Genomic DNA, 25634 nt, shown 5'->3' with positions numbered 1-25634 from the left:
TATTTTCGTACTCCCGTCACAGCTTGTGTCCGGCAAAACAGTAACATAGCCGAAACCTGTGATTCCGGTTAGACTGGAATACATGAAGGGATGATGCAAGTTTGCTGCTGTTGCGAGGCATAAGAGGATAAGCAATGTTGGATACAAGTCTGAGCGATATGATTCAAAACCGAATTGACCAGAAAACCAAACCGCTCGGTGCTTTAGGTAAATTAGAGGCTGTGGCCCATCAATTAGCCCTGTTCCAGAGTCAGGGACTGGCTCAGCCGGTTGGGCAAATCTGTATCAATCAACCGACCGTTCTGGTTTTCGCTGGTGATCACGGTATTGCGGATGAAGGCGTGAGCATTGCACCGAGCGCTGTCACACAACAGATGGTCCTCAACTTTCTTGCCGGAGGCGCTGGTGTGAACTGTTTCTGTCGGGCGAATCAGGTTGCACTCAAGGTGATAGATACCGGGATTTTGCTACCGGTTGAATCAGAATCGGAGCAATTGATTGTCCAGCGTCTCGGGGAACGGACGGGGAACTTGGCAAGAGAACCCGCAATGACCATGGCACAGGTTGAGCAAGGGATCGCTCTGGGACGACAAGTGGTATTAGACACCATTCAGAACGGCTCTAATTTGGTTATGTTCGGTGAAATGGGAATCGGCAATACCAGTAGTGCTGCGGCCATTTTAGCGGCATTATCCGATGATGACGTTGAATCTTGTGTCGGTTTGGGAACCGGTATTTCACAGGCGCAATATCGGAAAAAAGTGGCATTGGTTACCGCCGGAGTTCATCGGGCAAAAGGTCTTGCACCCAAAGCGGTTCTTGCCGAAGTTGGTGGTTTTGAAATCGTTCAGATCGTTGGCGCTTTTTTGGCTGCCGCAGAGCAACAGATCCCTGTTCTGGTTGATGGTTTTATTGTCACCGTTGCAGCGATGGTTGCCACGCAACTGCAACCCGAGTGTCGAGAGATCATGATTTTTGCGCATCACTCACAAGAGTCGGGACATCAACGTGCGTTGGCATTATTAGATGCAAATCCGTTGCTGGATCTTGATTTGCGTTTGGGAGAGGGGACTGGTGCTGTCCTTGCTGTGCCGCTCGTCCGCGCTGCGGCTGAATTTTATAATACCATGGCCAGTTTCGCACAAGCTGGCGTTGAGGTGACATGTTAAGTCGGGTCACGTATCAGCTTGAATTGTTTCTGCTGTCATTGAGCTTTTTCACTCGGATTCCTGTGCCAGCATCCGTACCTTATTCAACTGAACGGATGAATCAGTCCGGTCGCTATTTCTCGTTGGTTGGTTTGCTGCTCGGATTGATTTGCTATGGTGTTTACAGTCTCTGTGCTCTGGTACTGCCGGAACATCTGAGCATTCTACTGATGATGGGATGCAGTCTTCTGCTGACGGGGGCGTTTCACGAAGATGGCTTAACCGATATGGCTGATGGCATCGGTGGTGGCATGACCGCGGAGCGGCGTCTGGCCATTATGAAAGACAGCCGAATTGGGACTTATGGCGCAGCGGCGTTAATCATGGCCTTACTTGTGAAATATAGTGTGCTTTCTTCGCTGGCAATGCATGTTTCTATGTTACAGATTCTGTTAGTGGGCTATGGACTGAGCAGAGCCGTCGCCGCTTCGCTTATTTATGACATGCCTTATGTATCAGAGATTCACACCAGTAAGAGTAAGCCGTTGGCCAACCGTCAGACCACCCGAGAGTTAGGCGTCTTACTGTTTTTCGGTATAATTCCGTGTATCGGCTTGGATTTATCGATACTGTTGATCATCGGTTCGGTCAGTTGTCTATTACGATTTGCTTTAAAACAGTGGTTACTCCGTCGCATCGGTGGTTTTACGGGGGATTGTCTGGGTGGGGTTCAGCAGATCACAGAATTGGCGATTTATCTGATCTTTGCAACGATGATGATGCCTCAGGCAACGGCTTAACGGTTGCTGAAATACCAAAACTTGACTGGGGTGATGGGGTTCGGATGATGCATGGATAAGGGTTCGTCATCGTCTGATAGGATGTAAAAAGCATTGGTGTCACATTGTGGATAGTTACGCGATGCTTTTCTGCAACTTAATGATAAAATTGCGCTTTGTTGAGTCATTGGGCACTGCGGTTCGTCAGGCCTTAATATTGCTGTTCTATCGGTTGAAGGAGTAACACATGAGCAATTCACTTTTTCGTCAGTCATTTCTGATTGATAGTTTATATAGTGATGGTGCTCTTTTATCGAGTGAATATACAACGGATGATGGGGTGTTGTTAAAGCTACATGGTCCGGGGATTCTGGAAGTCATTCCACCACAAATGGATGAACTGACACAGCATATTGTCGTCTCATGTGCGATTCACGGTAAAGATGCCGGGCCGGTTGAATTAGTCAATCGGATTGTTTCTGATATCGACAGTGGATTTCAGCCAGTCCGGGAGCATTGTCTGTTTATCATTGCTCACTTAGACGCGCTCAAACACCATACGCAGTTTTTTGAGGAGAATCTGGAACGTTTATTTGATGATAAGCCAAGAGAGTCTTCACAAGAGTTGGTGATCGCCGATAATCTGAAAGTTCTCCTTAAATCATTCTGGAAAGACACCCCCAGCGATCAACGCTGGCATTTTGACTTACACAGTACTTTAAATCCCTCCCTTTATCACGCATTCGCCATTAGTCCCAAAGTTCGACATCCTGTTCGGCCAAAAGAACTGATCCATTTTGCTGAACTGGCCCACCTTGACGCACTGGTTTTAGCCAATGCGCCTTCTAGTTCTTTCAGCTGGTATACCGCAGATTGTTATTCCGCTCGTTCTTTGGCGATTGAACTGGGTCAATCATCCCGGCTAGGGCAAAGTCCATTAGAAGGCTTTAATGCATTTGACATTACGCTGCGTGATTTGTGTGCCCGGGAAGTGAATGAACACTTGCCAAGAAAGATAAAATTTTATCGGGTCAGTCGGACAATTGTTCGGCTCAATGACGATTTTGATTTTATTTTTTCAGATGATGCCGAAAATTTTACTGCTTTTATGCACGGAGAAGTGTTCGGTCATGACGGTGATAAGCCGTTAATGGCCAAAAATGAGGGAGAGGCGATCCTCTTCCCTGATAAACATGTTCCGATTGGTGAACCTGCTTTATTGATGGTTTGTCCGGTAACCGTGAGGTATGAGCAGGATCAATTGGTTTATGACTAATTGTTATGTGTGATATGACAGTCTTTGTCATCTTCGGATATATTTCAAAGCAGAGGTCTGCCGGATAGGAACAATCATCGGCATGACCTCTTTCTATTTCTTGGGTGAAACGTTAAGGTGAGCCCCTCTGTTTTCTCTGATTTGATAGTCCATGAATTTTACACAACTTCTTTTTGAAAAAAGGAAGCGCTGGTATCGTGCAATGATCACGATGAGTGTGCTGCTACTGGTGTCTGGTGCCGTTTATATTTTTGCCGGAGAGGTCTTTATTGCACCGTGGCACGAGATGACAGGGTTTGAGCAGCAATTGATTTTGGAACTACGCTTGCCTCGATTACTTGCGGCGATGGTGATTGGTGCATGTTTGGCTGTGTCAGGAGCAACGTTACAGGTGTTGTTAGGCAATGTCCTGGCTGAGCCGGGAATTATCGGTGTTTCCGGTGGTGCAAGTGTGGCGATGGTGGTCATTCTGTTTTTCTTCCCGTTTGCGGCCACACCGTTGGTTTTTATGTTCGGTGCTATCGTCGGTGCTATGATTTTTACGGCTATTTTGGTCGGAATCGCCCGAAGTATGAAATTGACGACAATTCGACTATTGTTGGTCGGCGTCGCGTTGGGGATTCTGACTCGCTCTGTCGTCACTTGGGCATTTTACTTTAGTAACGATTTGAGTTTGAGACAATTGATGTACTGGCTGATGGGGAGTCTTGGTGGTATTGATTGGTCTTACCATTTACTTTCATTATTGATCTTACCCGTGTTGATATGGCTGATGGGACAAGGGCGAGTACTGGACCGGTTGATGATGGGAGAGGTGCATGCCAAGCAGTTGGGAATTGATGTCCATCGTATACGCTGGAAGTTGGTGGTCGCCGTGGCTGTGCTGGTGGGCGCATCAGTTGCCTTAGGCGGAATCATCGGCTTTGTCGGACTGGTTGTACCGCACTTATTACGTTTGGCTTTCGGGACCGAGAATCGTTATCTCTTACCGCTTTCAGCCGTTGCAGGGGCACTGTTGCTGGTCTTTGCTGATTTAATTTCCCGGACGGCACTTGATGCTGCTGAATTACCCTTGGGGGTTGTGACGACAACGATTGGTGCGCCTGTATTTGTATGGATGTTATTGAAAAATCATGATTCACGTTAAAAATCTCTGTGTCGGTACGCGCCTGCTTCCTCTGGGGTTTAATTGTGCTCAAGGTGAATTGATCCATATTGTCGGCCCTAATGGTAGCGGTAAAAGTACACTACTGGCTGCTTTGGCTGGCATGATCGCGCATCAAGGCAGTGTACAGCTTGGAGAGACCGATCTGACGCGTCTTTCCTTGCCGGAATTAGCCCAGCTCCGTGCTTATTTGTCGCAACAGGAGCGTCCGACTTTTGCGATTGATGTCTGCCAATATCTTGCGCTCTCCATTCCGTCGGCTCTATCCGTCACTGCCGAACAGTCATCTGACGTTATTGAACTACTGATTCAGCGATTAAATTTGCAGGATAAATTACACTGTTCGATTCACCAGATTTCCGGAGGCGAGTGGCAACGGGTCAGATTGGCTGGCAGCTGTTTACAAGTATGGCCGACACTGAATCCTCATGCTCGCTTCATGATTTTAGATGAGCCGGCCGCTGCACTCGATGTTGGGCAGGAGCACATGTTGTATGAATTATTACAAGACATCAACCATATGGGACTGACCGTCATTATGGCGAATCATGATTTGAATCGAACACTTCGATATGCCGACAAAACCCTATTATTAAATCAAGGTATTCTGCAACAGTGGGGAGAGACGCGATCCGTTCTGACGCCTGACCATGTTGCAGAAGTCTTCCAAACAACAGTTCAGTCAGTTGAAATCCAAGGGAAATCATATTTGCTTTTCGATTAGTCGTCGTATGTGGGTTAGGGTTATCTATGAATAATTTTGGTGCATCAAGCACAATGCTAGAGCAGGGATGAGGATGAAATGAATGCTACTTGGGAGTGCTTTGGGTTATTTCAATATAAATCAATTAGTTATATTTAAATAAAAAGTTGGCATACAAATCGCATTAATATAATCGATACATTCTCGTTCTTGTTAGGCTTTTTATAGTCTCCTCGGCCACCTTGCTCCACAAAGTGGCCTTTTTTTTATACTATTGAGTTAGTTTTGTCAGATCCGCCGGACGATAATAGACGGACTTAAGGACTTTTCCCTGACGAATCGTTTTTTCCGCACTGACAAAATCTTCTGCACATTTGGCAATAATATAATCACCTTTGATAACCGGAGATAATTTGATGCCTTGTTTCGCATAAAATGATTCGGTTTCATCATATTCGGTTTGGTTACGGCAGACCTTGCTCATATTTGAACTGTGGACTTCATCCCAGCAGGGAATGAAATCGATGTTGCGATGGGTCGCAACATTCAGCAATAAATCAATCAAGTAGCTGATACCCGGATTATGCGCTGGTGTATCATGTCCAAGATGCACCAGTCGTCCCATCAGAACGTAAACAGTATCAACAATCGCATCAGCCTGTTCAACTTTATCCTGAGCTTCGGCGAGTTCTGTAAGCTCTTCAATTGCCAGTGATGTATGGAGCGTATCTGCATCTTCGTCGAGGCTTTCGGGTTGACTCACCGGGAGATCAAAGGTACGACGAAATTCAACAATATCGTTATATAAATGTGTGAACACGGCTGATGTTAACTTAGATAAATACATGGGTGTCATCTCAAAACTATTTGATGCAAAAAATCAGGCTGAACCATCTGTTGCGATGGTTTCAGCCCAAGAAATATAATTAGAGAAGAGTATCATCCCAGACCGAAAAGTGGTACACCTCATCCTTATCAATCGTATGTTGGTGAACCATCATAACAACCTGCGGTTATCTCTTTTCTGTCTGGTGTCGAGCAATTAATAGGTGTGCCGATTGGGTGGGAGCGTCGAAAAAATAGTCCATCTTTTCTCAACATCGCCTTTATAGCCAACAACTGTTGCAGAGACACGCCGATTTTTGGCATCACTAACTTGATCTTCACCCGTCGCTTCCGGATTGGATTCGCCAAATCCTACGATTCTGATTCTATCCGCAGAGACGCCTTCTTTTATCAGCCGAGCTTTTACACTGTTTGCCCGTTGTTTGGATAACGCTTGGTTGTATTGCGTTTCACCACTGCGGCTGGCATAGCCTCTAAGCTCGATTGACGTTTCAGGGTAGTCCGCTAAAAAACGCGCCATCTGCTTAATCTGTATATTAAAGATTGAATTAATATTACTGGAATCATTCTCAAATAAGATTCGTAGTTGCCGTTGAGTTTTACTCCGGTGATAAGTTTCACAGCCATCGTTATCTATTTTGGCATTTTGAGGGGTTTTCGGACATAAATCCCGCGCATTAATGACACCGTCATGATCTGAATCTGCAAGATCAAAAGCTTGTGCAGCCGTTGGGGGAGGAATGTAATCATACTCATCCTGGCTTTGGTCAGCGATACCCTTTGACCAAATCGGTAATGAGACTAAAAATAGTAAGTAACTGAATTTCATCTTAATCACCTGACTGGTCAGCCCATTCCTGTGGGACCGTGACTTTCAGACTATCGAGCAAGTTTCCCACAGCATTCATCACGCGATATTGTGCATATGCCTGAGTGTATTTCGCCTCAAGATAGTCCTTACGCGCTTCAAAGAGTTCATTTTCACTATTCAATAAATCAAGCAATGTTCTTTGACCGATTTGATATTGTTTTTCATATGCGATTACTGTCTTTGAAACAGAATCGACAAGATCGGCGAGGAAAGTGCGTCTTTGACTTGAAAAATCAAGTGATTGCCAAGCCAGTTCAAGCCCACCTAACACTTCCCGGTATGACTTTTCCCGTAAATCTTTTGCTTTATTCAACGCATAGGCCGCACTCATTTCATTTGCACGATCTGAGCCACCATTATAGAGATTATAATGCATCCGGATCATTGCTGTCGTTTCAGAGCTACTCCCGAGGTAACCCGCAGCATCATTCTTGATACTATGATTCGCCTGCAAAGAAATACTCGGATAATACGGTGATTGATTTTGTTTATATTGGTAACGGGCCGCCGCAATATTTTGCTGTGTCACCTTTAGAATTGGGTGTGATTTAAATGCCAGAGCTTTCGCATCCTGAAAGCTGTGAGGAATTTGTTCCTGGTCAGCTTGGGGGAAAGTCAGATCAACCGGCTCTTCTCCAACGGTTTCTTTGAATTTCGAATGGGTTTCAAAGAGATTATTTTGCGCGGCTAACAGATTTGATTCAGCTTTTGCGACACGAGCTTCAACTTGGGTTACATCAGCAGTAGACCCCAGTCCAGACTCTGTTCTGCGCTTGATATCCCGGTATATTTTTTTATGTATTTGTAAGTTCGCTTCAGATAGTTTTAATACATCATTGGCTTTCTCTGCATCCAGATATAATTTTGTCACGTCCAGCGCTTTATCTGACGCATCAGCTAATAATTGATAACGACTTGCTTCAGCTTCGGCTGAGGTTCTGCCCATATCATTCAGGGTTGAAGATCCATCCCAAATCAATTGAGTCAAGGATACGCTAACTTCTTTTCTTGTTAAGTCAGTATTTTCTTTGGCATTTCCCGCCGCAGGCTCGATCCCTTCGTATCCTATGCCAGCATCTAAATCGACTTTAGGCAGGTAAGCGCCCTGAGATGCTCTCGAATTCTGTAACTTGCTTTGATATTGATTGAATGAACTTTCCAGTTCTGGGTTTGTCGCCAGTGTAACAGAGACCGCTTGCTCAAGTGATTGCGCGAGAACATTGCTATTCATGATCACAGCAAACAATACCACAACTTTGAGTAGGAATGTTTTCAAAGAACCCCCTATTATTAGACTAATTGCACTAAATATCGTCCTAAAGTACTCAGCCTACGCAAAAAACGATCTCATGAATGAGAATGTGGTTATATTAATATCTCTCTTTCCATACAGTAATTTGTGAGTATCACTCACATTAATACATGGAAATACAAGTATATAACCTTTTCTAGATTGTTTCTGAGGCTTAAAAGCTATTGTGTCTTAAATTTTCAAAAAAGTAGCATCGTGAGAGAGTCGGGCTATTATTGTAAAAACCCCCTCTTAATAATGTGATTTGTGCCACGAATATAGTGTTAGACTGCTGTATGATATATAATCAAGAAATGTATGAATATAGCGATTGTCAGGTGTATTGATTGAGAACCGATAGTTATACGTTAAGTTGATTAACACGTTGTTGATATACATGTGATTTAGGGGTGCCATTTATGAGGTTTGAGTCAAAGATTTCTCTGCCTGATGTAGCAAAAGACCAAGTTATTATCATCGATCAGGATGGAAACGTCATTACCATCAAACCTGGAGAAATTATCCCGCCAGGAGTGGTTATTTTAGAAGGCGGGAACTTTTTAAATCATGATGAATATACGGCTCTTAACGCGAAGGTTGTAACAGCGGATGGTGATAAAGTTGATATCACGAATGATGTGAATCAATTGCTTACGGCGATCGAGCAAGGGAATGACCCGACACAGTTAGGTGAAACCTTTGCTCCGGCTGCGGGTAGTGCTTCTGGCTCAAGTCTGTCAACAAGTGCGACGGTTGAAGCGATTAATGACGAGCTTATTGCACAAACCGATTTTAGTACGCAAGGTCTCTATCGTTTCTCCAGTTTGTCGCTATCAACCACACAAGGTCTAGCGCTGCTTGATGTTTTCAATACATTAGCTTCCACGAATACTCCTGATCCTGCATCGAATGGATTAACCGGAGATTCCACTGACGGTAATATTGTTGATACTAACAACGCCCCTGTCGCCCAAGCTGCAACGGCTTCGGTGAACGAAGATGCAACGATTACCGGCAGTCTCACCGCCACCGATGTCGATTTGCCTACCGGCCAAAATCTGGTATTTACCACTGATTCCAACGTACCCGGTCTAACCTTAAATCCGGACGGCTCTTATCGTTTTGATGCGTCCAGCTATGATCAATTGTCGGAAGGCGAGACGCAGGTGATTGAAGTGCCCGTAACCGTGCTTGATGAGCGCGGTGCGAGCGATACCACCACACTGACCATCACCATCACCGGTACTAATGATGCGCCTGTCGCCCAAGCCGCAACGGATTCAGTGAACGAAGATGCGGCCATTACCGGCAGTCTCACCGCCACCGATGTCGATTTGCCTACCGGCCAAAATCTGGTATTTACCACTGATTCCAACGTACCCGGTCTAACCTTAAATCCGGACGGCTCTTATCGTTTTGATGCGTCCAGCTATGATCAATTGTCGGAAGGCGAGACGCAGGTGATTGAAGTGCCCGTAACCGTGCTTGATGAGCGCGGTGCGAGCGATACCACCACACTGACCATCACCATCACCGGTACTAATGATGCGCCTGTCGCCCAAGCTGCAACGGGTTCAGTGAACGAAGATGCGGCCATTACCGGCAGTCTCACCGCCACCGATGTCGATTTGCCTGCTGGTCAAAATCTGGTGTTTACCACTGATTCCAACGTACCCGGTCTAACCTTAAATCCGGATGGCTCTTATCGTTTTGATGCGTCCAGCTATGACCAATTGTCGGAAGGCGAGACGCAGGTGATTGAAGTGCCCGTAACCGTGCTTGATGAGCGCGGTGCGAGCGATACCACCACACTGACCATCACCATCACCGGTACTAATGATGCGCCTGTCGCCCAAGCCGCAACGGATTCAGTGAGCGAAGATGCGGCCATTACCGGCAGTCTCACCGCCACAGATGTCGATTTGCCTGCTGGTCAAAATCTGGTGTTTATCACTGATTCCAACGTACCCGGTCTAACCTTAAATCCGGACGGCTCTTATCGTTTTGATGCGTCCAGCTATGATCAATTGTCGGAAGGCGAGACGCAGGTGATCGAAGTGCCCGTAACTGTGCTTGATGAGCGCGGTGCGAGCGATACCACCACACTGACCATCACTATCACCGGTACTAATGATGCGCCTGTCGCCCAAGCCGCAACGGATTCAGTGAGCGAAGATGAGGCCATTACCGGCAGTCTCACCGCCACCGATGTCGATTTGCCTGCTGGTCAAAATCTGGTGTTTACCACTGATTCCAACGTACCCGGTCTAACCTTAAATCCGGACGGCTCTTATCGTTTTGATGCATCCAGCTATGATCAACTGTCGGAAGGCGAGACGCAGGTGATTGAAGTGCCCGTAACCGTGCTTGATGAGCGCGGTGCGAGCGATACCACCACACTGACCATCACTATCACCGGTACTAATGATGCGCCTGTCGCCCAAGCCGCAACGGATTCAGTGAGCGAAGATGAGGCCATTACCGGCAGTCTCACCGCCACCGATGTCGATTTGCCTGCTGGTCAAAATCTGGTGTTTATCACTGATGCCAACGTACCCGGTCTAACCTTAAATCCGGACGGCTCTTATCGTTTTGATGCGTCCAGCTATGATCAATTGTCGGAAGGCGAGACACAGGTGATTGAAGTGCCCGTAACCGTGCTTGATGAGCGCGGTGCGAGCGATACCACCACACTGACCATCACTATCACCGGTACTAATGATGCGCCTGTCGCCCAAGCCGCAACGGATTCAGTGAGCGAAGATGAGGCCATTACCGGCAGTCTCACCGCCACCGATGTCGATTTGCCTGCTGGCCAAAATCTGGTATTTACCACTGATTCCAACGTACCCGGTCTAACCTTAAATCCGGATGGCTCTTATCGTTTTGATGCGTCCAGCTATGACCAATTGTCGGAAGGCGAGACGCAGGTGATTGAAGTGCCCGTAACTGTGCTTGATGAGCGCGGTGCGAGCGATACCACCACACTGACCATCACCATCACCGGTACTAATGATGCGCCTGTCGCCCAAGCCGCAACGGCTTCAGTGAACGAAGATGCGGCCATTACCGGCAGTCTCACCGCCACCGATGTCGATTTGCCTGCCGGTCAAAATCTGGTGTTTATCACGGACTCAAACGTACCCGGTCTAACCTTAAATCCGGACGGCTCTTATCGTTTTGATGCGTCCAGCTATGATCAATTGTCGGAAGGCGAGACGCAGGTGATCGAAGTGCCGATCACGGTCACCGATGATCGCGGTGCGACAGCTAAGACCACACTCACTATTACCGTGGTGGGCACCAATGATGCGCCGATGGCTGAAGCCGAGACCCGCTCGGTCAGTGAAGATGCGACCATTACCGGCAGTATTACCGCCACTGATGTGGATTTACCGGATGATGCGAGTCTGATATATAGCACCGAATCAACCGTCCCCGGTCTGACACTCAATGCGGACGGCAGTTACAGCTTTGACGCTGCCAGCTATGACGCGCTGGCTGCGGGAGAGACACAGGTCATCGAAGTGCCTGTGATCGTGACGGATGATCGGGGCGCGACGGCTGAGACCACACTCACTATTACCGTGGTGGGCACCAATGATGCGCCGGAGGCACAGGCCGCGGTGGGAATCGTGGCGGAAGATGCGACCATTACCGGCAATATCACCGCCACTGATGTGGACTTAGCGGATGATGCGAGTCTGATATATAGCACCGAATCAACCGTGCCCGGTCTGACGCTTAATGCGGACGGCAGTTACAGTTTTGACGCTGCCAGTTATGACGCGCTGGGTGCGGGAGAGACACAGGTCATCGAAGTGCCGATCACGGTGACCGATGATCGCGGTGCGACAGCTAAGACCACACTCACCATTACCGTGGTGGGCACCAATGATGCGCCGATGGCTGAGGCTGAGACCCGCTCGGTCAGTGAAGATGCGACGATTACCGGCAGCATGACTGCGACCGATGTGGACTTACCGGATGATGCGAGTCTGATATATAGCACCGAATCAACCGTCCCCGGTCTGACACTCAATGCGGACGGCAGTTACAGCTTTGACGCGTCCGGCTATGATGCATTGGCTGCGGGAGAGACACAGGTGATCGAAGTGCCGATCACGGTCACCGATGATCGCGGTGCGACAGCTAAGACCACGCTCACCATTACCGTGGTGGGCACCAATGACGCGCCGGAGGCACAGGCCGCGGTGGGAATCGTGGCGGAAGATGCGACCATTACCGGCAGTGTGACAGCGACCGATGTGGATTTACCCACGGGGCAAGATTTGGTGTTTACCACCGAGTCGAATGTGGCCGGCTTGACGCTTAATGCGGACGGCAGTTACAGTTTTGACGCTGCCAGCTATGATGCGTTGGCTGCGGGTGAAAAACAGGTCATCGAAGTGCCGATCACGGTCACCGATGATCGCGGTGCGACAGCTAAGACCACGCTCACCATTACCGTGGTGGGCACCAATGATGCGCCGATGGCTGAGGCTGAGACCCGCTCGGTCAGTGAAAATGCGACGATTACCGGCAATATCACCGCCACTGATGTGGACTTAGCGGATGATGCGAGTCTGATATATAGCACCGAATCAACCGTGCCCGGTCTGACACTCAATGCGGACGGCTCTTATCGTTTTGATGCGTCCGGTTATGATGCGTTGGCTGCGGGAGAGACACAGGTCATCGAAGTGCCTGTGATCGTGACGGATGATCGCGGCGCGACGGCTGAGACCACGCTCACCATTACCGTGGTGGGCACTAACGATGTTCCAGTAGCTGAAGCGGAGACCCGCTCGGTCAGTGAAGATGCGACCATTACCGGCAATATCACCGCCACTGATGTGGACTTAGCGGATGATGCGAGTCTGATATATAGCACCGAATCAACCGTGCCCGGTCTGACGGTCAATGCGGACGGCTCTTATCGTTTTGATGCGTCCAGCTATGACCAACTGTCGGAAGGCGAGACACAGGTCATCGAAGTGCCGATCACGGTCACCGATGATCGCGGTGCGACAGCTAAGACCACGCTCACCATTACCGTGGTGGGCACCAATGATGCGCCGATGGCTGAGGCTGAGACCCGCTCGGTCAGTGAAGATGCAACCATTACTGGCAATATTACCGCCACTGATGTGGATTTACCGGATGATGCGAGTCTGATATATAGCACCGAATCAACCGTGCCCGGTCTGACACTCAATGCGGACGGCAGTTACAGCTTTGACGCGTCCGGCTATGACGCGCTGGGCGTAGGTGAGACACAAGAAATTGAAGTCCCCGTGATCGTGACGGATGATCGCGGCGCGACAGTGACCACCACACTAACCATTACCATCACCGGCACCAATGACGCGCCGGAGGCACAGGCCGCGGTGGGAATCGTGGCGGAAGATGCGACCATTACCGGCAGTGTGACAGCGACCGATGTGGATTTACCCACGGGGCAAGATTTGGTGTTTACCACCGAGTCGAATGTGGCCGGCCTGACGTTTAATGCGGACGGCAGTTACAGTTTTGACGCTGCCAGCTATGATGCGTTGGCTGCGGGTGAAAAACAGGTCATCGAAGTGCCGATCACGGTGACCGATGATCGCGGTGCGACAGCTAAGACCACGCTCACCATTACCGTGGTGGGCACCAATGATGCGCCGATGGCCGAAGCCGAGACCCGCTCGGTCAGTGAAGATGCGACGATTATCGGCAGCATGACTGCGACCGATGTGGACTTACCGGATGATGCGAGTCTGATATATAGCACCGAATCAACCGTCCCCGGTCTGACACTCAATGCGGACGGCAGTTACAGCTTTGACGCGTCCGGCTATGACGCGCTGGGCGTAGGTGAGACACAAGAAATTGAAGTCCCCGTGATCGTGACGGATGATCGCGGCGCGACAGTGACCACCACACTAACCATTACCATCACCGGCACCAATGACGCGCCGGAGGCACAGGCCGCGGTGGGAATCGTGGCGGAAGATGCGACCATTACCGGCAATATTACCGCCACTGATGTGGACTTACCGGATGATGCGAGTCTGATATATAGCACCGAATCAACCGTCCCTGGGCTGACGCTTAATGCGGACGGCTCTTATCGTTTTGATGCATCCGGCTATGATGCCTTGGCTGCGGGAGAGACACAGGTCATCGAAGTGCCGATCACGGTGACCGATGATCGCGGTGCGACAGCTAAGACCACGCTCACCATTACCGTGGTGGGCACTAACGATGTTCCAGTAGCTGAAGCGGAGACCCGCTCGGTCAGTGAAGATGCGACCATTACCGGCAATATCACCGCCACTGATGTGGACTTAGCGGATGATGCGAGTCTGATATATAGCACCGAATCAACCGTGCCCGGTCTGACGCTTAATGCGGACGGCAGCTACAGTTTTGATGCGTCCAGCTATGATGCCTTGGCTGCGGGTGAGACACAGGTGCTTGAAGTGCCGATCACGGTCACCGATGATCGCGGCGCGACAGCTAAGACCACGCTCACCATTACCGTGGTGGGCACCAATGATGCGCCGATGGCTGAAGCCGAGACCCGCTCGGTCAGTGAAGATGCGACGATTACCGGCAATATCACCGCCACTGATGTGGATTTACCGGATGATGCGAGTCTGATATATAGCACCGAATCAACCGTGCCCGGTCTGACGCTCAATGCCGATGGTAGTTACAGTTTTGATGCGTCCGGTTATGATGCGTTGGCTGCGGGAGAGACACAGGTCATCGAAGTGCCGATCACGGTGACCGATGATCGGGGCGCGACGGCTGAGACCACACTCACTATTACCGTGGTGGGCACCAACGATGCACCGGTGGCTGAAGCGGTGACCCGCTCGGTCAGTGAAGATGCGACCATCAGTGGCAGTATTACTGCGACTGATGTGGATTTACCGGATGATGCGAGTCTGATATATAGCACCGAATCAACCGTCCCCGGTCTGATACTCAATGCGGACGGCAGTTACAGTTTTGACGCATCCAGTTATGACGGGCTGGGCGTAGGTGAGACACAAGAAATTGAAGTCCCCGTGATCGTGACCGATGATCGGGGCGCGACCGCTAAGACCACGCTCACCATTACTGTGGTGGGCACCAATGATGCGCCGATGGCTGAAGCCGAGACCCGCTCGGTCAGTGAAGATGCGACCATTACCGGCAATATCACCGCCACCGATGTGGATTTACCGGATGATGCCAGTCTGATATATAGCACCGAATCAACCGTGCCCGGTCTGACGCTTAATGCGGACGGCAGCTACAGTTTTGATGCGTCCGGCTATGATGCGTTGGCTGCGGGAGAGACACAGGTCATTGAAGTACCTGTGATCGTGACGGATGATCGCGGTGCGACAGCTAAGACCACACTCACCATTACCGTGGTGGGCACTAACGATGTTCCAGTAGCTGAAGCGGAGACCCGCTCGGTCAGTGAAGATGCGACCATTACCGGCAATATCACCGCCACTGATGTGGATTTACCGGATGATGCCAGTCTGATATATAGCACCGAATCAACCGTGCCCGGTCTGACGCTTAATGCGGACGGCAGTTACAGTTTTGATGCGTCCGGTTATGATGCGTTGGGTGCGGGAGAGACACAGGTCATAGAAGTGCCGATCACGGTGACCGATGATCGCGGTGCGACAGCTAAGACCACGCTCACCATTACCGTGGTGGGCACCAATGATGCGCCGATGGCTGAAGCGGAGACCCGCTCGGTCAGTGAAGATGCGACCATTACCGGCAGTCTCACCGCCACCGATGTCGATTTGCCTGCTGGTCAAAATCTGGTGTTTATCACGGACTCAAACGTACCCGGTCTAACCTTAAATCCGGACGGCTCTTATCGTTTTGATGCGTCCAGCTATGATCAATTGTCGGAAGGCGAGACACAGGTCATCGAAGTGCCTGTGATCGTGACCGATGATCGGGGCGCGACAGCTAAGACCACGCTTACCATTACCGTGGTGGGCACCAATGATGCGCCGATGGCTGAAGCGGAGACCCGCTCGGTCAGTGAAGATGCGACCATTACCGGCAATATTACCGCCACTGATGTGGACTTACCGGATGATGCGAGTCTGATATATAGCACCGAATCAACCGTCCCTGGGCTGACGCTTAATGCGGACGGCTCTTATCGTTTTGATGCATCCGGCTATGATGCCTTGGCTGCGGGAGAGACACAGGTCATCGAAGTGCCGATCACGGTGACCGATGATCGCGGTGCGACAGCTAAGACCACGCTCACCATTACCGTGGTGGGCACTAACGATGTTCCAGTAGCTGAAGCGGAGACCCGCTCGGTCAGTGAAGATGCGACCATTACCGGCAATATCACCGCCACTGATGTGGACTTAGCGGATGATGCGAGTCTGATATATAGCACCGAATCAACCGTGCCCGGTCTGACGCTTAATGCGGACGGCAGCTACAGTTTTGATGCGTCCAGCTATGATGCCTTGGCTGCGGGTGAGACACAGGTGCTTGAAGTGCCGATCACGGTCACCGATGATCGCGGCGCGACAGCTAAGACCACGCTCACCATTACCGTGGTGGGCACCAATGATGCGCCGATGGCTGAAGCCGAGACCCGCTCGGTCAGTGAAGATGCGACGATTACCGGCAATATCACCGTCACTGATGTGGACTTAGCGGATGATGCCAGTCTGATATATAGCACCAAATCAACCGTCCCCGGTTTGACGCTCAATGCGGACGGCAGCTACAGTTTTGATGCATCCGGTTATGATGCGTTGGCTGCGGGAGAGACACAGGTCATCGAAGTGCCGATCACGGTGACCGATGATCGGGGCGCGACAGCTAAGACCACACTCACCATTACCGTGGTGGGCACCAATGATGCGCCGATGGCCGAAGCCGAGACTCGCTCGGTCAGTGAAGATGCGACGATTACCGGCAATATCACCGCCACTGATGTGGACTTAGCGGATGATGCGAGTCTGATATATAGCACCGAATCAACCGTGCCCGGTCTGACGCTTAATGCGGACGGCAGCTACAGTTTTGACGCTGCCAGCTATGATGCATTGGCTGCGGGAGAGACACAGGTGCTCGAAGTGCCGATCACGGTCACCGATGATCGCGGCGCGACAGCTAAGACCACGCTCACCATTACCGTGGTGGGCACCAATGATGCGCCGATGGCTGAGGCTGAGACCCGCTCGGTCAGTGAAGATGCGACCATTACCGGCAATATCACCGCCACTGATGTGGACTTAGCGGATGATGCGAGTCTGATATATAGCACCGAATCAACCGTGACCGGTCTGACACTCAATGCGGACGGCAGCTACAGTTTTGATGCATCCGGTTATGATGCGTTGGCTGCGGGAGAGACACAGGTGATCAAAGTGCCGATCACGGTCACCGATGATCGCGGCGCGACGGCTGAGACCACACTCACTATTACCGTGGTGGGCACCAATGATGCGCCGATGGCTGAAGCGGAGACCCGCTCGGTCAGTGAAGATGCGACCATTACCGGCAATATCACCGCCACTGATGTGGACTTAGCGGATGATGCCAGTCTGATATATAGCACCGAATCAACCGTCCCCGGTCTGACGCTTAATGCGGACGGCTCTTATCGTTTTGATGCATCCGGCTATGATGCCTTGGGTGCGGGAGAGACACAGGTGCTTGAAGTGCCGATCACGGTCACCGATGATCGCGGCGCGACGGCCGAGACCACACTCACTATTACCGTGGTGGGCACCAATGATGCACCGATGGCTGAAGCGGAGACCCGCTCGGTCAGTGAAGATGCGACGATTACCGGCAATATCACCGCCACTGATGTGGATTTACCGGATGATGCCAGTCTGATATATAGCACCGAATCAACCGTGCCCGGTCTGACGCTTAATGCGGACGGCAGCTACAGTTTTGACGCTGCCAGCTATGATGCGTTGGCTGCGGGTGAAAAACAGGTCATCGAAGTGCCGATCACGGTCACCGATGATCGCGGTGCGACAGCTAAGACCACGCTCACCATTACCGTGGTGGGCACCAATGATGCGCCGATGGCTGAAGCGGAGACCCGCTCGGTCAGTGAAGATGCGACGATTACCGGCAATATCACCGCCACTGATGTGGATTTACCGGATGATGCCAGTCTGATATATAGCACCGAATCAACCGTGCCCGGTCTGACGCTTAATGCGGACGGCAGCTACAGTTTTGATGCGTCCGGCTATGATGCGTTGGCTGCGGGAGAGACACAGGTCATCGAAGTACCTGTGATCGTGGCGGATGATCGCGGTGCGACAGCTAAGACCACGCTCACCATTACCGTGGTGGGCACTAACGATGTTCCAGTAGCTGAAGCGGAGACCCGCTCGGTCAGTGAAGATGCGACGATTACCGGCAATATCACCGCCACTGATGTGGATTTACCGGATGATGCGAGTCTGATATATAGCACCGAATCAACCGTGCCCGGTCTGACGCTCAATGCCGATGGTAGTTACAGTTTTGATGCGTCCGGTTATGATGCGTTGGCTGCGGGAGAGACACAGGTCATCGAAGTGCCGATCACGGTGACCGATGATCGGGGCGCGACGGCTGAGACCACACTCACTATTACCGTGGTGGGCACCAACGATGCACCGGTGGCTGAAGCGGTGACCCGGTCGGTCAGTGAAGATGCGACCATCAGTGGCAGTATTACTGCGACTGATGTGGATTTACCGGATGATGCGAGTCTGACGTATAGCACGACGGCAACGGTGCCGGGGCTGACGTTTAATGCCGATGGCAGCTACAGTTTTGATGCGTCCGGTTATGACGCGCTGAATGCCGGTGAGACGCAAGTGATTAAAGTGCCGGTGACCGTAGCGGATGAGCTGGGTGCGACGGTGACCACGATGCTTACCATTACCGTGACCGGTACCGATGATGCGCCGGTGGTGACCGGTACCGTCAGCGGCAGCGTGACTGAAGGGGATGTCGGGGATGTGGCGCAGGTCAGCGGCAGCATCGCGATCACCGATGCGGATGCCGGTGATAATCCGGTGTTTGCCGATACCACGGTCGATGGTGCTTATGGCAGCCTGACTCTGGTGAACGGACAATGGACTTACACCTTAGATCAACAGCAAGCCCAGTCTCTGGCGCAAGGTGAAACCGTCACAGATACCCTGACTCTGACCGCCAGTGACGGCACGACGCAGAAGATTGATATTCAAATCACCGGGACCAACGATGCACCGGTGGCTGAAGCGGTGACCCGGGCGGTCAGTGAAGATGCGGCCATCAGTGGCAGTATTACTGCGACCGATGTGGATTTACCGGATGATGCGAGTCTGACGTATAGCACCGAATCAACCGTCCCTGGGCTGACGTTTAATGCCGATGGCAGCTACAGTTTTGATGCGTCCGGTTATGACGCGCTGAATGCCGGTGAGACGCAAGTGATTAAAGTGCCGGTGACCGTAGCGGATGAGCTGGGTGCGACGGTGACCACGATGCTTACCATTACCGTGACCGGTACCGATGATGCGCCGGTGGTGACCGGTACCGTCAGCGGCAGTGTGACTGAAGGGGATGTCGGGGATGTGGCGCAGGTCAGCGGCAGCATCGCGATCACCGATGCGGATGCCGGTGATAATCCGGTGTTTGCCGATACCACGGTCGATGGTGCTTACGGCAGCCTGACTCTGGTGAACGGACAATGGACTTACACCTTAGATCAACAGCAAGCTCAGTCTTTGGCGCAAGATGAAACCGTCACAGATACCCTGACCCTGACCGCCAGTGACGGCACGACGCAGAAGATTGATATTCAAATCACCGGGACCAACGATGCACCGGTGGCTGAAGCGGTGACCCGCTCGGTCAGTGAAGATGCGGCCATCAGTGGCAGTATTACTGCGACTGATGTGGATTTACCGGATGATGCGACTCTGACGTATAGCACGACGGCAACGGTGCCGGGGCTGACGTTTAATGCCGATGGCAGCTACAGTTTTGATGCGTCCGGTTATGACGCGCTGAATGCCGGTGAGACGCAAGTGATTAAAGTGCCGGTGACCGTAGCGGATGAGCTGGGTGCGACGGTGACCACGATGCTTACCATTACCGTGACCGGTACCGATGATGCACCGGTGGTGACCGGTACCGTCAGCGGCAGCGTGACTGAAGGGGATGTCGGGGATGTGGCGCAGGTCAGCGGCAGCATCGCGATCACCGATGCGGATGCCGGTGATAATCCGGTGTTTGCCGATACCACGGTCGATGGTGCTTATGGCAGCCTGACTCTGGTGAACGGACAATGGACTTACACCTTAGATCAACAGCAAGCCCAGTCTCTGGCGCAAGGTGAAACCGTCACAGATACCCTTATTCTGACCGCCAGTGACGGCACGACGCAGAAGATTGATATTCAAATCACCGGGACCAACGATGCGCCGGTGGCTGAAGCGGTGACCCGGTCGGTCAGTGAAGATGCGGCCATCAGTGGCAGTATTACTGCGACTGATGTGGATTTACCGGATAGCGCCAGTCTGACGTATAGCACCGAATCAACCGTGCCCGGCCTGACGTTTAATGCCGATGGCAGCTACAGTTTTGATGCGTCCGGTTATGACGCGCTGAATGCCGGTGAGACGCAAGTGATTAAAGTGCCGGTGACCGTAGCGGATGAGCTGGGTGCGACGGTGACCACGATGCTTACCATTACCGTGACCGGTACCGATGATGCACCGGTGGTGACCGGTACCGTCAGCGGCAGTGTGACTGAAGGGGATGTCGGGGATGTGGCGCAGGTCAGCGGCAGCATCGCGATCACCGATGCGGATGCCGGTGATAATCCGGTGTTTGCCGATACCACGGTCGATGGTGCTTACGGCAGCCTGACTCTGGTGAACGGACAATGGACTTACACCTTAGATCAACAGCAAGCTCAGTCTTTGGCGCAAGATGAAACCGTCACAGATACCCTGACCCTGACCGCCAGTGACGGCACGACGCAGAAGATTGATATTCAAATCACCGGGACCAACGATGCACCGGTGGCTGAAGCGGTGACCCGCTCGGTCAGTGAAGATGCGGCCATCAGTGGCAGTATTACTGCGACCGATGTGGATTTACCGGATGATGCGAGTCTGACGTATAGCACCGAATCAACCGTCCCTGGGCTGACGTTTAATGCCGATGGTAGCTACAGTTTTGATGCATCCAGCTATGACCATTTGTCAGAAGGTGAGACGCAAGTCATTAAAGTGCCTGTCAAAGTGACTGATGATCAGGGTGCGGAGACGGCCACTACACTGACGATTACCGTGACCGGCACCAATGATGCACCACAAGCTCATGAAACGATGAGGATAGTGGCGGAAGATGACGCGATTACCGGTCGCATCGTTGCCACCGATGTTGATTTGCCCGATAACGCGAGTCTGACGTTTAGTACTGAATCGAATGTGGCAGGCTTAACGCTCAATGCTGATGGTACTTACAGTTTTGATGCATCGAGCTATGATGCGTTGACTGCGGGTGAGATACAGATAATTAAAGTACCGATCACGGTGACCGATGATCTTGGCGCGACGGGGACCACGACACTGACTATTCGGGTGGTGGGCACCAATGATGCGCCGGTAGCAGAGGCAGTGACTGACTCGGTTACTGAAGACGCGACGATTACCGGCAGTATAACGGCGACCGATGTAGACTTACCGGCGGGTGCTGGTCTGACGTTCAGTACCGAATCAAATGTGTTAGGCCTGACGCTCAATGCTGATGGAACGTATCGTTTTGATGCTTCCGGTTATGACGCCTTAGAGGAAGGCGAGACACAGGTGATTGAAGTGCCTGTCACGGTCACCGATGATCTCGGCGCAGAGACGGGTACGACACTGACGATTACTGTGACCGGGACCAATGATGCACCGGTGGTGGATACAGCAGGGGCGATTGTGGCGGAAGATGACGCGATTACCGGTCGCATCATTGCCACCGATGTCGATTTACCGGATGACGCGAGTCTGACGTTTAGTACTGAATCGAATGTGGCAGGCTTAACGCTCAATGCTGATGGTACTTACAGTTTTGATGCATCGAGCTATGATGCGTTGACTGCGGGTGAGATACAGATAATCAAAGTACCGATCACGGTGACCGATGATCTTGGCGCGACGGGGACCACGACACTGACTATTCGGGTGGTGGGCACCAATGATGCGCCGATGGCTGAAGCCGTGACCCGGTCGGTCAGTGAAGACGCGACGATTACTGGCAGCATTACTGCGACCGATGTGGACTTACCGGATAGCGCCAGTCTGACGTATAGCACCGAATCAACCGTGCCCGGCCTGACGGTCAATGCCGATGGCAGCTATAGCTTTGATGCCTCCGGTTATGATGCCCTGAATGCTGGTCAGACTCAGGTGATTGAAGTACCAGTCACTGTGACTGATGATCACTATGCGAGCACGACCACCACCTTGACCATTACGGTGACCGGTACCGATGATGCGCCGGTGGTGACCGGTACAGTCAGCGGCAGTGTGACCGAAGGAGATATCGGTGATGTGACACAGGTCAGCGGCAGCATCGCGATCACCGATGCGGATGCCGGAGATAATCCGGTGTTTGACGATACCACGGTCAGTGGCACTTATGGCAGTTTGACCCTAGTGAATGGTCAATGGACCTACACCTTAGATCAAAGTAAAGCCCAGTCTCTGGCGGATGGCGATCATGCGACTGATACCATTACCCTGACAGCAAGTGATGGCACCACACAACAAATCGAGATTGATATTACCGGTACGAATGATGCGCCTGTTATTGCTTTGGAGGATTCAGCAAAACAGGTCTCGATTTCTGAGGAAGGTTTAGAGCAGGGGAACCCTGATACGACCGGTAGTCGTGATACGACAAATGCCAGACAAGCTTCAGGGTCTTTTTCTGTATCCGATTCGGACTCATCTGGCGTGACGTTGTCACTTGTTGCACCAACAACGCCGTTGTATAGCCATGGTATCGCGATCATCTGGACGTTGCTGGAAGATGGTTCTTTGATTGGTCAGGCAAATGGTGAAACCATCATGACGATTAGTATTTCCGATGAAGGAAATGGCGACTATTCGTATTCAGTTAATATGCAAGGTCCGGTCGATCATCCTGATTCATCAGGTGAAGATTCACTTCAAGTTGATTTCGGTATTTCTGCGGATGATGGTCAAACGGTTTCAACTCAATCCATTCAAGTCTCGATTGAAGATGATTCACCGGATTCCCATACAACAGACGTTGTGGTTGAAACTGATGATGCGCCGTTTGATTTTTCGGTTTCCGGGACGACAGTGTCATTGGGGAACTCTGTTTTTGATAATGGTTGTTGGCACACTCAACAAACGGATTCAAGTATTACTTGGGGAACCTCGGGGCCGTGGGATAGTAGTTACTCCTCTTATCAAGTGTCATCACAGCAAAGGGCGTATGATTATACTGAGGGGCAGCCATTTGAACTGGCGACTTTAGTGCACCACAATGGTTCGGTTTTGAGCAATGAGTCGACACTGGATAGCACGGTATTAACAATCGTTACTCAGGTGACAGTGAATGGGGTGACCCAGTCGATTACCATTCACTTGAATGTTGATCATGATGAGACGTCAAATAACACGAATACTGATGGTGATTCAATTACATTGACGACGGATTATGTTGATGTCGAAATCGATGGGGTTATGTATCGATTAGATATTGAAGGCTTTAAGAAAGACGACGGTACGATTTCGAAAACTGTCGTGACAGCAGAAGGCGAAACCGAAACCTATACGCTCGTTGCGAGTCTGAACACGCCTCCGGATTCTCATCCTGACCAAATGGTAACAGGAACGGTCGATTATGATGCGGGTGCTGACGGCATGGCTTCCGTGGTGTGGCAATCCGGGACAGAAAATAACGGTGCCACGGTAATCCATGGGGAATACGGTACTCTTACCGTTTATGCTGATGGTCATTATACCTACGATGTCAATGAAGATGCGCTGGCAGCTCTGGATGAAGGGACAACGGCAACGGATTCATTTAACTATGTGGTCACGGATAATGATGGCGATAGTGCAACCAGTTCACTCAACTTTGAAGTGTCCGGAAATTCTGCCGCACCGTTGAGCTCAGGCCTCCATGGTGAGTTTTATAACTACCAAGAAAGTTGGTCTAATCACTGGAATAATGTCGATAGCCTTGCTGATGCACTGGCGATTATCCAGAATCAGGATCCGAATGCTGAATTTACCTCGACCCAAGTTAATTATCAGAGTGATTTGTTTGCCAATGATTTAGGAGGATATGATTCATCTTATTGGTTAAATGGTCGCACAAATCTCGAAGAATGGCTGGAAGATACCGGAGATGATGGCTCTGTTGTTTTCAACGATAAGGAAAGTTCATCAGATGCTGTTGTCCGTTTAACCGGTGGTGTTGCGCTCGATAGCGGTACTTATTCAATGAAAGTCACCGCGGATGACGGTTATCAGGTTAAAATTAATGGGGTTGTTGTCGCCGAATATGATGGTATTCAGTCTGCGACAACCGATACCTTTACCTTTACCGTGGATGGTTCCGGCTATCAGACTGTTGAAATTATTTATTGGGATCAGGGTGGAGCCCATCAATTAACGGTTTCGTTGGCTGATGTAACGGATGGTGTTACGGGGGATTATTCCGTACTGGGCAGTGATGCTTATCCAACTGTAAATGGTGATGTGACGGCGGCAGGCTCTGTTGATGTGATCACCGACCATGAAGCAATGGCAGCAGGATATGAGGACCGAATCGACCAGTTTGAAGCCGGGCATTATTGGCAAACTGATGGAGACCATAAAGATAATTACTTACTTGGTTCACTCGATAATGATCATATGGACGGTCATGGCGGAGACGATAGGATTGATGGCGGACTCGATGGTGCCGATTGGTTAAGCGGTGGTCATGGTGATGATGTTATTATCAGTAGTTATGGTGGCGAAGGTGATTTACTCGATGGTGGAGACAATGATGACTATCTGTATGGCCGGGATGGTAATGATATTCTGATTGGTGGTACGGGTGATGATTATCTCTCGGGTGGTGCTGGTAATGATATCTTGATTGGTGGCTCACAAGATGACCATCATGCAGATGGCTCTGATGTGATGATTGGTGGTGCCGGTGAAGACCTGTTTGTTCTGGACTCTTCTTCTGTTGATCGAATTCAGGATTTCCAAAGTTCTGAGGATGCGATTGATTTGTCTAACCTGCTAGCCGATGCCTTAGATAACCAGGATAATGATGCAATTCAGCAATATCTGGATCAACATGTTGAAGTGACAACTGAACATGGACAGACTCACCTGAGTATCAATGATGTGAATGTTGCCGACTTTGGTCATGATTCCAGCTTTGATGTGAGTAGTACCATTGCAGTGATTATTAATGATCATGAGTTCTCGGTGAAATATCACGGTTAATCACGTCGCTGCGTTGTTGCTGAAATATTAAAGCCA

General features: G+C 50.7%; 9 protein-coding genes. 6 read left to right on the top strand and 3 right to left on the bottom strand.

The features are described 5' to 3' along the window. Positions 1-134 precede the first annotated feature (134 nt). The 5 genes from cobT to btuD all read left to right on the top strand — a co-directional run bounded on the left by cobT (position 135) and on the right by btuD (position 5092). Positions 135-1169 carry a nicotinate-nucleotide--dimethylbenzimidazole phosphoribosyltransferase gene (gene cobT, locus BSQ33_RS02200; RefSeq protein WP_088133165.1) on the top strand — a complete coding sequence of 345 codons (1035 nt, stop codon included), beginning with the start codon at positions 135-137 and terminating at the stop codon, positions 1167-1169. Then, positions 1163-1948, top strand: coding sequence for an adenosylcobinamide-GDP ribazoletransferase (locus tag BSQ33_RS02195; RefSeq protein WP_021021798.1), 786 nt, complete (start codon positions 1163-1165; stop codon positions 1946-1948). The genes cobT and BSQ33_RS02195 overlap by 7 nt, the downstream gene beginning before the upstream one ends. 226 nt (positions 1949-2174) lie before the next feature. After that, positions 2175-3203, top strand: coding sequence for a succinylglutamate desuccinylase (locus BSQ33_RS02190; protein WP_021021799.1), 1029 nt, complete (start codon positions 2175-2177; stop codon positions 3201-3203). 151 nt (positions 3204-3354) lie between these two features. Continuing rightward, complete coding sequence (gene btuC / locus BSQ33_RS02185) at positions 3355-4350, top strand: vitamin B12 ABC transporter permease BtuC (protein ID WP_021021800.1); 996 nt, start codon at positions 3355-3357, stop codon at positions 4348-4350. Beyond that, positions 4337-5092 (top strand): vitamin B12 ABC transporter ATP-binding protein BtuD, encoded by a 756-nt coding sequence (gene btuD / locus BSQ33_RS02180; RefSeq protein ID WP_021021801.1) that lies wholly within the window; start codon positions 4337-4339, stop codon positions 5090-5092. The genes btuC and btuD overlap by 14 nt, the downstream gene beginning before the upstream one ends. 250 nt (positions 5093-5342) lie before the next feature. On the opposite strand, the gene BSQ33_RS02175 is transcribed toward btuD, so the two are convergent. From BSQ33_RS02175 to BSQ33_RS02165, 3 genes are all read right to left on the bottom strand, one after another. Beyond that, positions 5343-5918, bottom strand: coding sequence for a nucleoside triphosphate pyrophosphohydrolase family protein (locus BSQ33_RS02175; protein ID WP_088133164.1), 576 nt, complete (start codon positions 5916-5918; stop codon positions 5343-5345). Between the two features lie 195 nt (positions 5919-6113). Beyond that, positions 6114-6746 (bottom strand): OmpA family protein, encoded by a 633-nt coding sequence (locus BSQ33_RS02170; protein ID WP_088133163.1) that lies wholly within the window; start codon positions 6744-6746, stop codon positions 6114-6116. A 1-nt stretch (position 6747) separates the two neighbouring features. Next, complete coding sequence (locus tag BSQ33_RS02165) at positions 6748-8064, bottom strand: TolC family outer membrane protein (RefSeq protein WP_021021804.1); 1317 nt, start codon at positions 8062-8064, stop codon at positions 6748-6750. Positions 8065-8498: 434 nt separating this feature from the next. Here BSQ33_RS02165 and BSQ33_RS02160 point away from each other — a divergent pair, with 434 nt between their 5' ends. After that, positions 8499-25598, top strand: coding sequence for a VCBS domain-containing protein (locus tag BSQ33_RS02160; protein WP_088133162.1), 17100 nt, complete (start codon positions 8499-8501; stop codon positions 25596-25598). The last annotated feature ends 36 nt before the right edge of the window (positions 25599-25634 follow it).

It is taken from the genome of Vibrio gazogenes (genome assembly GCF_002196515.1).
GTDB lineage: Bacteria > Pseudomonadota > Gammaproteobacteria > Enterobacterales > Vibrionaceae > Vibrio > Vibrio gazogenes_A.
The sequence above is the reverse complement of the archived record's forward strand: the minus strand, read 5'-3'. Positions and strand labels throughout refer to the sequence as shown.

What these genes read in the sequence shown, in the direction of transcription:
- cobT (WP_088133165.1), top strand. Translation starts at nt 135, where the DNA reads ATGTTGGATACAAGTCTGAGCGATATGATTCAAAACCGAATTGACCAG.
- BSQ33_RS02195 (WP_021021798.1), top strand. Translation starts at nt 1,163, where the DNA reads ATGTTAAGTCGGGTCACGTATCAGCTTGAATTGTTTCTGCTGTCATTG.
- BSQ33_RS02190 (WP_021021799.1), top strand. Translation starts at nt 2,175, where the DNA reads ATGAGCAATTCACTTTTTCGTCAGTCATTTCTGATTGATAGTTTATAT.
- btuC (WP_021021800.1), top strand. Translation starts at nt 3,355, where the DNA reads ATGAATTTTACACAACTTCTTTTTGAAAAAAGGAAGCGCTGGTATCGT.
- btuD (WP_021021801.1), top strand. Translation starts at nt 4,337, where the DNA reads ATGATTCACGTTAAAAATCTCTGTGTCGGTACGCGCCTGCTTCCTCTG.
- BSQ33_RS02175 (WP_088133164.1), bottom strand. Translation starts at nt 5,918, where the DNA reads ATGTATTTATCTAAGTTAACATCAGCCGTGTTCACACATTTATATAAC.
- BSQ33_RS02170 (WP_088133163.1), bottom strand. Translation starts at nt 6,746, where the DNA reads ATGAAATTCAGTTACTTACTATTTTTAGTCTCATTACCGATTTGGTCA.
- BSQ33_RS02160 (WP_088133162.1), top strand. Translation starts at nt 8,499, where the DNA reads ATGAGGTTTGAGTCAAAGATTTCTCTGCCTGATGTAGCAAAAGACCAA.